Below are 6,796 nucleotides of genomic sequence, written 5' to 3'. Positions count from 1 at the left end.
CACTCAATACTGTGCTATCGAAGTTTTTAATCAGAATGGGCGAGCCACAAGAGTACGCGGAAATCAAAATTCGAAAGGTAATCATGGATTCTGCTGCCCAAGAGGACATTTGATCCCTCAAGAAAATTATGATCCGGATCGTATTAAACAGCCTCTTAAGAGAACAAATCCTCAGAAAGGACGCGGGATCGATCCAAAATGGATTCCTATTTCCTGGGATGAAGCTCTGGATATAGTAGCCGACAAGATGGTTGAACTTCGAAATGCAGGCGAACCGGAAAGACTTCTTTATCTCAAAGGAAGATACGGCAATACTTCCCATGCTCTTCTTTATGGCACTCTGACAAAACTCTTCGGATCCCCAAATAATTTCTCAACTTCTGCTCTTTGCGCCGAAACAGAAAAAATGGGGCCCGGTTACACACAGGGATTGTTTTCTTACAGGGACTATGACCTAGGAAATTCAAAGTGCGTTGTGTTCTGGGGTACGGATCCTTTTGCTTCCAACAGACAAGTTCCTAACGTTATTTCAAGACTTGGGGAGCTTCAGAAAAAGGGCATCTTAATAACTGTCGATCCGAGGCTATCTACTGCGGCCGCTAAATCTAAAGAATGGCTTCCGATACTTCCGGGAACTGACGGAGCTCTTGCTAATGCTATAGCTCATGTGCTTCTTACCGAAGGACTATGGAATAAAGATTTTGTCGGAGACTTTGCTGACGGTAAGAACTTGTTTGTTCCGGGAAAGACGGTAGATCCTCAGGCCTTTAAAGAAAACAACACCCTCGGACTGATTACATATTGGAACGAGGAGGCTAAAGACTGGACTCCTGAAAGAGCAGCAAAAGAATGCCGTTTGGATGCGGAACAAATTAGACGGGTAGCTAAGGCTATGGGACAGGCCGCCCCGAACGTGATCGTGTGGATGGGGCCCGGTGTTTGTATGAACCCAAGAGGTACATACACGGCAATGGTGGTTCATGCGCTCAACGGCATTTTAGGCTCAGTTGATAACGTTGGAGGAACCCACGATCCTGTCAAATCTCTCAGCGGCAAGTATCCGTCAATGGATAAATATATTGACGAACTCGCCAAGGCTCATGGTAAAGGGAAGAAAATCGATGGCCGTGGAGACCTGGATATGCCGGCGGCTATGAAGGCCAAACTGGGCAGTGGCGTTGTGACCAACAATATTGCCAACTATATGCTCGAGAATCCAGATTTCGTGAAAGTTATGATTAGTTCGTGGACTAACACTCCTTTTGCTGCAGCCGACGGCAAACGCTGGGAAAAAGCTTTGGCTAACGTACCGTTCTTTGTGCATATTGTTCCGTTCCCATCAGAAATGACTCAGTTTGCTGACATTGTTCTTCCTTCTACCTTTAATGCAGCTGAAGGGATGGGCGCAGTAACAGGTTTCGGTTCCATGCATGCCTGGACCTCGTTGCAACAACCAACATGCGATAGGATTTGGGATGTAAAACAGGAAGAAAATGAAGTCACTTGGCTTTTGGCAGAAAAACTAGCTAAGAAAGGCTGGCCGACACTGCTGAACTATTACTCAACAGAATTTGTCGATCCTGAGACAGGTGCTAGACCAACTAATGAAAAAGAGTTCCAGCTTATCACTACCAAGATAGCCTCAGCACCATGCTGGCTCCGTACGTCGAAGCCGATTCCGGGCGATCAAATCAATGGTTGGGAAGATTTTAGGAAAAGAGGAATGCATAATTCCGCTCCTCAGGTTTACAAGAAACATTGGGGCGGAAAGTTCCCAACACCGAGCGGTAATTTTGAGTTTGTTTCCGGAGATCTAAAAAAGGTCTTAGAAGCTCACGCAGCTAAATACAACACTACTCCTGACAAGATTCTTGATGCTTGCCATTATCAAGCTAAAGGGATCAAAGGGTGGATGCCTCACTATGAAGAACCTTTGCGTCATGGTGAAGAGAAGCAATATCCGTTCTTGTTCATTGATCACAAGAGCCGCTTGAACCGTGAAGGTCGCTCTGCCAACCTTCCTTGGATGCAGGAATTCAAGAAATGTGATGCCGGGGATCGTTCATGGGGAGATGTCCTTAAGATTAATCCGATTGATGCTAAGGCTCTCGGTATTCAGGATAATGACATCGTCGAAATTTCTTCTCCGGTCGGAACCATTGTCACTGAAGTGAAACTTTGGGAAGGTGTAGGTCCAGGTACGGTTGCAAAAGCCTATGGTCAGGGCCACTGGGCCTATGGCCAGATTGCTGCAAAAGAATACGGGAAAACACCCCGGGGCGGCAATAACAATGAAATTCTAGTGGACGACTACGACCGCTTATCCGGTACTTCCTGCAGAAATGGCGGATTCACCAGAGTCAACATTAAGAAAATTTCTCAAAAACTTTAAGCCAGGAGAGAGAAATGAGATTTGGAATGATCATTGATTTGAATTTATGTTCTTCCTGTGGGGCCTGCGCTCTGGCTTGCAAAGCTGAGAATAACACAAGAACCCGAGGAGAAGGCCAATCATTTAATTGGGCAGATTTCATTCAAGAAACCAGAGGAGTATTCCCAAACACAACACAGATTGCTATTCCCGTCATGTGCAACCATTGCGAAAATCCGCAGTGCGTTAAAGTCTGTCCGACAGGAGCCATGTTTGTCAGCCCCGAAGGAGTTGTTCTTCACAATGACGAGGCATGCGTAGGATGCCGTCTGTGTCAGAATGCTTGCCCTTACTCTTCTGCTGAGTTAGGACCCGAAAGCTTGGACGGTAAGACTTACTCTGTCATCAGCTTCAATCCTAAAGGAGTTGATCCGAGAGGGGATGCTGCAACCCGGCCTGTTCTTGTAAGAGGAGCCACAGGCGATGCTCAGGAACTTGGCCAAAAGGCCGGCGCTGTTCCAGCATATGCTAATCTATTTAAGGCAGGCGATTCCGCCGCTCAAAGAAGGGAGGGAGTAGTAGAAAAATGCAACTTCTGCTACCACCGTACTTCCAACGGTATGAATCCTGCCTGTGTAGATGCCTGTCCTGCGGGGGCTAGGATATTTGGTGATTTAGATGATCCAACCTCTACTATTTCTGCAAAATTGAAGACGGGCAAAGTCCAAAGACTTCAAGAAGAAAAAGGAACTAATCCAAAGGTCTTCTACATGGGACAGTTCTCTCCGAGAGAGTGATCTATTAACCTATTAACACGGAAGGGGCTTAAGCCTCTTCCTTGCCGCGAAATGTATTTATGACGAAGAGACCTCTTAATCTTGTTTTGCTCGGTTTATTTGAACCCAGTCAGGAACTTAGAGATATGCATGTTTTTTTGAAAGCTGCAGAATCTTTGGATGGACAATTAGCAGAAAAGGCCCGACGTCTGGACGATTTGTACACTCAAGGGACCCAAGATGCAAAATCTTTTGAAGCAATGCTTTTGGACTACACACGGCTTTTTTTAAGTCCTGGTAGTCCTCCTGCTAAGAATTATCTTACTTGCTGGAAAGATAAGTTGGGCGACAAGATTCTGGACGAATATTTATCTTACCTAGGAAGCAGGGGTTTTGAAGTAGAAAGAGACATAAAAGAGCCACCGGAACATATTGTTCCGGTTCTCGAGATATACGAGCTTTTAGAACCAGAAGAAAAAGCCGAATTTTTTGAAAGATTTCTCAGTAAATTCATCCTAGAATGGTCTCTGCTGTTAGAAACAGAAGCCAAGCACGAATTTTATAAAGAATTAGGAAGATTCTTTGCTGAGTGGAGTAGGTGGGAGTCTAAAGAGAATGGCACAATTTCCTGAAGTTTACGAAGAGCAAGCGAAAATATTTAAAGCTCTCGGCCATCCTGCTCGCTTAATGATGGTAGAGGCGATGCTTGAAAATCCAAAAACAGTTACTGAGCTCACAAACATGGTTCAGTTGGAAATGCCTACTGTTTCTCGACATCTTGCAGTTTTGAAAGAAGCTCAAGTCGTTAAGGCACAAAAGAAAGCTAATTCTATCCTCTATTCGATTGAGTTGACTTGTCTGAAGGGCTTCCTTCAATGTTCGAGAAATACAGTAACAATGAGAAGAATCAAAAGAATGATGTAAAGGATTCCGAAACCTCAGCTTCTCTACATTCTTACACCTTCTAAGAAGCATGCAGGCTCTAGCTTGCAGAGGAGTCCTTATTATCTTTATTTAGGATCATGATGCCTTCTTTTCTGCTTGAATTTTTAAAACTTACTTTTGAGCTTATTGGATTGTTTTTTCTGATTTCGTTTTTAGTTGGGATCGGTCAATTTTTCATCAATCCAAAGAGCAAAATTTTTAAGTTTTCGAGAAGCAATAAATTTTTATCTGCGTGCTGCGGGGCTCTTCTCGGAGGCGTTACTCCGTTTTGCTCCTGCTCAACTATTCCGTTATTTGTGGGCTTTGTTAACTCAAAGGCTCCCTTCTCCACTTCGATTGCTTTTCTTTTAGCATCTCCGATTATGAACCCTGCCATCATCACTCTGATGGGAGTGTTTTTCGGGATTAAAACTGCAATTCTGTACGGTTTATGTACTTTTATCTTTGCAGTTTTGTGCGGACTGGTTTTGGAGAAATTTGGGTTTGAAAAAGAGATTTATGACATTAGTATCACCGGAGGAAAGAAAGAGCTACAGATGTGGTCGGAATTAGCCGGTACGTTTGGAATGAAACTAAAAACCGTTATTCAAACGTCAATCCTCAATTCTCTTTTGCTCCTTAGAAAAGTATTCCCTTACCTTCTTGTCGGTACTGCGATCGGAGCTCTTATTCATGGGCTCCTACCGGTTTCCGTTGTTCAAAAAGTTGGAGGGATCCCAGCGTGGTTTAGTGTTCCAGCTGCAGCGCTCATTGGAATTCCCCTCTACATAAGAACGGAAACTATTATTCCAATGGCCACGGTTCTTCAGAGTGTAGGGTTAGGGCCCGGTGTTTTAGTGTCGCTAATGATTGGGGGCGGAGGCGCAAGTCTTCCCGAAGTTTCTTTGCTCAGCTCTATTTTTACCAAGAAGATGCTGGCCGCCTTTCTTATCTCAGTTTTTGCCGTCGCTTGCGCAACGGGCTTTATTTTTAATTCATTATTAGGATAGTTCATCATGAAAGACTTAAAGAGCATATTCAAAAAAATCCTTATTACCCCTGAAAAGGAATGTTGCTGCAAGGTAAAAATTACTAGAGAGCAGAATGACAAAAAAGAAAGTTCCAGCAGATCTTCGGACATCCAGAAAACTAAAACGGAATAAAACGTCATCTAATCTGGGGCTTTTTTCAAAGATCGGCGGCTCAATTGGGGTGAATAAGTATTTTTATGCTCATTGAATGAAAGGATTTTGATTCATATCTCCTAAGACGGTTTCATATAGCATCTTTCGTAGACTTCAATTAGGTCATTCGGAGTTCGCAGATTTTTGAGTTCATCTTCTAAGAAAAATTCTTCCCTGATTGCTCCAGTTGTTTGATTCTGCATAAACCTTTGAGCATTAGGCGTAAGAGTATGGATAGGACATTGATTGATCACAAAGTTCCATTGCTCAAGGAGAGGTAAATTGTCTTTTTCAAGAAAAACGAGCGGATCTTGAAACTCCTTTTCGGATTTCGATGACATTACAGCGGTAGGAATTCCCAAAGATGCAGCTTCAAGCGGAACTTGGCCAATTCCAGCGATGAACAGATATTGTCCAGCTGAATGTCTGAGGTAAGAATTAGAGGACACCGGTCCGATGAATTCAGCATCGTTTAGTTCAAGAGAAGAAAGAAAACGACGTTGCCACGGCAGCCGTGGCCAATCGGAAGCAATATGAAAATCTAGTTCATGTTTTCGGCAGAAGTTGACAAACTTAGAGAAGTGCATCTTTTTGTCTTTGGAGAGGCGAGAAATTAATAGTGCTTTCTTTTGATTTTTGTAGCTCCAGAACGAATTTGACTTAGAGGCGTCGATCCAGTTTCGAATGACTTTAGTTTTGGGCACAAAGGCCAATTGAGAGGAAACAATGTAATGACAATATTCAAATTGTTGTTTCAGTTCCTGCGTCAATGCAAATAGGTTATGGATTTGAGCTCCTAATATTATTTTATCTTTCCACTCAAACAACGGAAGGTCGTAAAGTACCCGAGGATTTTTGACATGGAATTCAATGCCGTGGATGAGTCCTTCGTCAATCCATTTACCAATGACTGTACCGATGTGCGGATCTCGATAATTCAAAATTAAATTGGGGAATTTTTGAGAAGCGGCATGAGCATTATGTTGGCACAGGAGGATGGGAACAAAATTAAGTTCAGATAAAAGTTCTGCAGTTCTTACGATCCTGGTTTCGGCACCTCCGACTAAAGCGAGATGGTCGGTCATTAAGAGAATGACTTTTCGTTTGAAGCAACTCTTATCTTCATTTGTCTCCGGCGTAAGAGATTCCGAAGGCATAGATGCTTTAGTTTTCGATTGTTGTCGGAGTGTCTCTCTGTTTTGACGAGAAAAGACTGAGTTAATCATTGAAGCTTGCGAGAAAGCCAAAGGAAGCGGACGCACAAAAATCTTTCTTCCAAAGAGATAAAACTCTTCCCGATTGAAAGTTCTCACCAGAGAGAAAAGCTCAATTGTTGCAATCTGAGTCGTCAAAACTTTTCCAAAAAAGCCATACCGTGTAACTTTGAAAATGGGCATCAATATCTTATTCTTTACTCACTCAAAAGTTGGTTTCAAAAGTGATGATTTTTATTAGGATTGAATGAGTTTAGAGGAAGGCCCTCTTTTGATGTTGCGGTTTTGACGTAAACACTTAAGCCGTTAACTTTCCAAAGGGTTTTT

Annotated in this window: 6 protein-coding genes and 1 pseudogene; 6 read left to right on the top strand and 1 reads right to left on the bottom strand. The window is 43.0% G+C overall.

Features of this window, described 5'->3' with window-relative positions; all coding sequences use genetic code 11:
• Positions 1-16: 16 nt before the first annotated feature.
• From RDK53_RS12275 to RDK53_RS09820, 6 genes and pseudogenes are all read left to right on the top strand, one after another.
• Positions 17-109: pseudogene (locus RDK53_RS12275) on the top strand (hypothetical protein); the annotation flags it as partial.
• Positions 110-2,392, top strand: a complete 2,283-nt coding sequence (locus RDK53_RS09840) for a molybdopterin-dependent oxidoreductase (RefSeq protein WP_308514433.1) — start codon at positions 110-112, stop codon at positions 2,390-2,392. It abuts the pseudogene before it with no gap.
• Between the two features lie 14 nt (positions 2,393-2,406).
• Positions 2,407-3,168, top strand: coding sequence for a 4Fe-4S dicluster domain-containing protein (locus RDK53_RS09835; protein WP_308514431.1), 762 nt, complete (start codon positions 2,407-2,409; stop codon positions 3,166-3,168).
• A gap of 137 nt (positions 3,169-3,305) precedes the next feature.
• On the top strand, positions 3,306-3,779 hold the full coding sequence (locus RDK53_RS09830) for a molecular chaperone TorD family protein (RefSeq protein ID WP_308514429.1): 474 nt from the start codon (positions 3,306-3,308) through the stop codon (positions 3,777-3,779).
• Positions 3,763-4,071 carry a metalloregulator ArsR/SmtB family transcription factor gene (locus RDK53_RS09825; protein ID WP_308514427.1) on the top strand — a complete coding sequence of 103 codons (309 nt, stop codon included), beginning with the start codon at positions 3,763-3,765 and terminating at the stop codon, positions 4,069-4,071. Before RDK53_RS09830 ends, RDK53_RS09825 begins: the two co-directional genes overlap by 17 nt.
• 98 nt (positions 4,072-4,169) lie before the next feature.
• Positions 4,170-5,081, top strand: a complete 912-nt coding sequence (locus RDK53_RS09820; RefSeq protein ID WP_308514425.1) for a permease — start codon at positions 4,170-4,172, stop codon at positions 5,079-5,081.
• Between the two features lie 254 nt (positions 5,082-5,335).
• Here RDK53_RS09820 and RDK53_RS09815 read toward each other — a convergent pair whose 3' ends face one another.
• Positions 5,336-6,607: a hypothetical protein gene (locus RDK53_RS09815; RefSeq protein WP_308514424.1), complete on the bottom strand. Its 1,272-nt coding sequence runs from the start codon at positions 6,605-6,607 to the stop codon at positions 5,336-5,338.
• Between the last annotated feature and the right edge of the window lie 189 nt (positions 6,608-6,796).

Origin of the sequence: uncultured Turicimonas sp., from assembly GCF_902477955.1 — a bacterium.
Classification (GTDB): Bacteria; Pseudomonadota; Gammaproteobacteria; order Burkholderiales; family Burkholderiaceae_F; genus Turicimonas.
This window is presented reverse-complemented; position numbering and strand designations above follow the sequence as displayed.

Coding starts and splice junctions, on each gene's coding strand:
- RDK53_RS09835 (WP_308514431.1), top strand. CDS start 2,407: ATGAGATTTGGAATGATCATTGATTTGAATTTATGTTCTTCCTGTGGG.
- RDK53_RS09820 (WP_308514425.1), top strand. CDS start 4,170: ATGATGCCTTCTTTTCTGCTTGAATTTTTAAAACTTACTTTTGAGCTT.
- RDK53_RS09825 (WP_308514427.1), top strand. CDS start 3,763: ATGGCACAATTTCCTGAAGTTTACGAAGAGCAAGCGAAAATATTTAAA.